The organism is Paenibacillus sp. 01L418 (genome assembly GCF_056400045.1).
Genome location: NZ_JBFTSN010000608.1, coordinates 1 through 3,018 on the forward strand (window position 1 = coordinate 1; position 3,018 = coordinate 3,018).

Sequence of the window (3,018 nt, forward strand, 5' to 3'; positions counted from 1 at the left end):
TACATGTTTAGTAATGTTTTTGTTGAAATATTATGGTAATGTTTTTTTCTGCAACAAAAAAGAGAAGAATGTAAAAAGTAGATATACGTTATTAATGCATGTTTGTGTCGCAACATACAAATCGATTATCTAGCATGAAAGCATTTTAAAGAAGGTTCACTTCAGCTGAGGTGAATAAATAGTTAATACGTAATAAGATGACAAAGTATCAATGATATGAATGTTGAGATTACCTTTAAGACTAATCCGAAGACCGGATTAGTGAAGTTGTTTTTATTTCTGATTTAGAAATAATCATACATTGACAACAGATACAGAATAAAGGTTTTTGTACAGATGTCCCAGTAATTAGCGTTAAACCAAGGGACAGGATAGCGCAACTTCCAACTACTGGTATCGTATAAGTAATTGTTGAGTTAACTACCATACATTTACAATTGAGTATTTTTAAGGAGTGAGAAAATGAGAGTTTACTCGAAACACATTAGAATAATCATTCTTGGTGTTGTTTTAACCATTTGCGTAGTGGGAGGTACTATGGCGTTTCAACGCGATGCTAAAAGCACGATTAATCAAAGCCTCACAAATCTTCCTAGCTATCCTGAAAATGAAAATGGACAGACATACGGTTCTGCCAATGAAAGCACTTCCGTTGAAATGCAACCTGACTTAATTTTTTCAGGAAGTGTGAATGGCATTGCAGGATACTTGCTGAAAGAAGATTATCTCGGTGAACTTAGTCGTAATGTCCCACTGTATGATGTTGATGGAGTAAACATAATTGGTTCTTTGTATATTAGCCCTAAGAATATGAACTATCCTAAAAATAAAAACGGACAGACATACGGTTCTGCTGCAGATGCCACTTCCTACGAAACGGGACCTGATTTAATTAGTGCAACAGGTGTGGATGGCACTACGGGATATTTGCTAAAAAAAGATATAGACGGTGAGCAGCCTAAGACACCCGAGGAAGCTCTAGCTATACAAAACAGTAGACCCCCAGGTGGTTATGATATCCCGCTATATGACGTTGATGGTAAAACCGTTATTGGTGTCTTTCATATTGGAGGCAATTGATAAAAAAAATGTCTTTCAATTGTTAAGCTAACGGGAGGTTTAGTGCAGGAAAAGGCAGTTAAAGTTATTATAATAAATAAGCTGTTTAAAATGAGGAGTTACCGCATGAAGCCGCTAAAAGAGCTTGTATTTGAGGATGAATCAGCACTTTTTATGATAAGACAATGGATTCGTGAATCTAACAATTGTAATGGAGCAGTTATCCTCCCCTCTTTCAAAGAATAAGGCGAAAAAGAATTGTTTCGCCTTCAATTAACAACTAAGTCAACGCTAGGTGCGGTCGCATATTCAACTGGTGGTATTTTACTTCAGAATGGATGGCTTCGCGTTTTAGGTTCAGGTCATGAAAATTTACCTAGAACGATCCATCATGGACCAAAAATTGTAAGTTGGAAAATGCCTTATTGGTTGCCGATGATATATTAGGCGGTTTTTTTGCTTTAAACGGCGGGTACTTTGATGAAGGTAAAGGAGAAATTTTTTATATTGCACCTGATACGTTAGCGTGGGAGTATTTAGAGATAGGCTATACTGATTTTCTGAATTGGTCTTGTACGGGGGATTTGTCGGGATTCTACGAACCATTTAGATGGAATAACTGGGAAACCATTGTTCCTACGCTAGATGGGAATCAGGGCATTTCTATTTATCCCTATCTTTGGTCTAATGAAGCAAAGGAAAGTGGAATTGAAAAATGTTCAAAAAAAGCAGTACCACTCGAAGAACTTTGGGGACTTAATTTTCAGTATAGAGAGCAATTAGGCACAGAATAAAAAACCTTTTTTGTTAGAGATTCATTACGCTAACGGGTAGGATAGTATAGTAAATTAAAATACTGTTTGGTAAAGTGAGTGGAAACAGGATACTCGTGGAAAAGCAAAATATTGAACTCTTGAAAGCTGAACTGTTAGAAATAATAATCAATGCAAAACCGGTTTACGACAAGTGGACGTTTTACAAAAACGAAATTTAGTAAAGTGAATCTGTTTACTAATAAGTACTGTAGCTATGAAGAGGTAAGGGGTAAGCAGGTGCTGAACGAGTTGGGTGTCTTATTTGTGATCTTTGCGATGGACTAGCCCGCAATTCAAAGTAAGTACATTGTCCATGAGAAAGTATCTAAGTTTTACTTTTAACGGCTGCAAAAGTTGAAGGAAACAGTGCACTAAAGGGAGACAATAGTGTAATATCCAGGGAGCAATTCGCCGTTGCGGCAACTGCTCCTTCTGTCATTAAACTAAAGAGTAGGTTAGTGCAGTATTCTGTTCAATGTCTGGGCTTCAAGACATGAGAAATTCGTGTTCATAAATCGCTTGAATCCTTTCCAGAACGTTCTGCGCCTGCTCTTTAAACTTTAATTCCGCAACCCGTCCTTTTAGCAAAAATACGCCGTTCTCATGATGGTGTTCACCAAGAGCCCCTTCATACAGCTTGTTGGCACCGAGGGTAGGAGGCGAGAAAAATAGCTTCATCAATACTTCAACCAAAACGGGTAGTCCGGATTGTTTCCCTTTTCTAAGTGTATTGTTGCTACCTGGGTCAACGCTACGGATCTTGATACCATTCTTGGCGAGCTGCGGTGCAATGGCCTGAGTCCACAGAGAAATAGCTAGCTTTGAGGTCGCGTAAGGACCAAGCAACTTGCGAAAGGTTTTGGGATGCTCCAGGTCTTCGATCGAAAACTCTTTTGTAAATTTTAGAGCTGAAGATGAGGTATTGATTACCGTTTTTAAACGACTGATTTTAATGAGTTCCTTCAATTCCATCAGAATAATATACGGAACGACAGTCATCAGTTCATAATGTTTCTCGCGTCCTTGTTTCGAATAGCTCAGCTCGGGAAAAGACCCTCCGGCGTTATTGAACAAAATATCGATCCGCTGCTCCTTGCTTTTGATCTCTTCTAAAGTAAGTCTCAAGCAGGCATAATCGGCGAGA

Annotated in this window: 4 protein-coding genes; 3 read left to right on the forward strand and 1 reads right to left on the reverse strand. The window is 38.4% G+C overall.

Annotated elements, in window-relative coordinates:
- The first annotated feature begins 462 nt into the window (after nucleotides 1-462).
- The 3 genes from AC1DSE_RS33500 to AC1DSE_RS33510 all read left to right on the forward strand — a co-directional run bounded on the left by AC1DSE_RS33500 (nucleotide 463) and on the right by AC1DSE_RS33510 (nucleotide 1,853).
- Nucleotides 463-1,080 (forward strand): hypothetical protein, encoded by a 618-nt coding sequence (locus tag AC1DSE_RS33500; protein ID WP_477512017.1) that lies wholly within the window; start codon nucleotides 463-465, stop codon nucleotides 1,078-1,080.
- Nucleotides 1,081-1,317: 237 nt separating this feature from the next.
- Nucleotides 1,318-1,506 (forward strand): DUF2625 family protein, encoded by a 189-nt coding sequence (locus AC1DSE_RS33505; RefSeq protein WP_477528935.1) that lies wholly within the window; start codon nucleotides 1,318-1,320, stop codon nucleotides 1,504-1,506.
- Nucleotides 1,485-1,853 (forward strand): DUF2625 family protein, encoded by a 369-nt coding sequence (locus AC1DSE_RS33510; RefSeq protein WP_477512019.1) that lies wholly within the window; start codon nucleotides 1,485-1,487, stop codon nucleotides 1,851-1,853. The genes AC1DSE_RS33505 and AC1DSE_RS33510 overlap by 22 nt, the downstream gene beginning before the upstream one ends.
- 507 nt (nucleotides 1,854-2,360) lie before the next feature.
- Here AC1DSE_RS33510 and AC1DSE_RS33515 read toward each other — a convergent pair.
- Nucleotides 2,361-3,018 (reverse strand): Rossmann-fold NAD(P)-binding domain-containing protein (locus AC1DSE_RS33515; RefSeq protein WP_477528936.1); only part of this gene is annotated, 658 nt, incomplete at its 5' end.

What these genes read in the sequence shown, in the direction of transcription:
- AC1DSE_RS33500 (WP_477512017.1), top strand. Translation starts at nt 463, where the DNA reads ATGAGAGTTTACTCGAAACACATTAGAATAATCATTCTTGGTGTTGTT.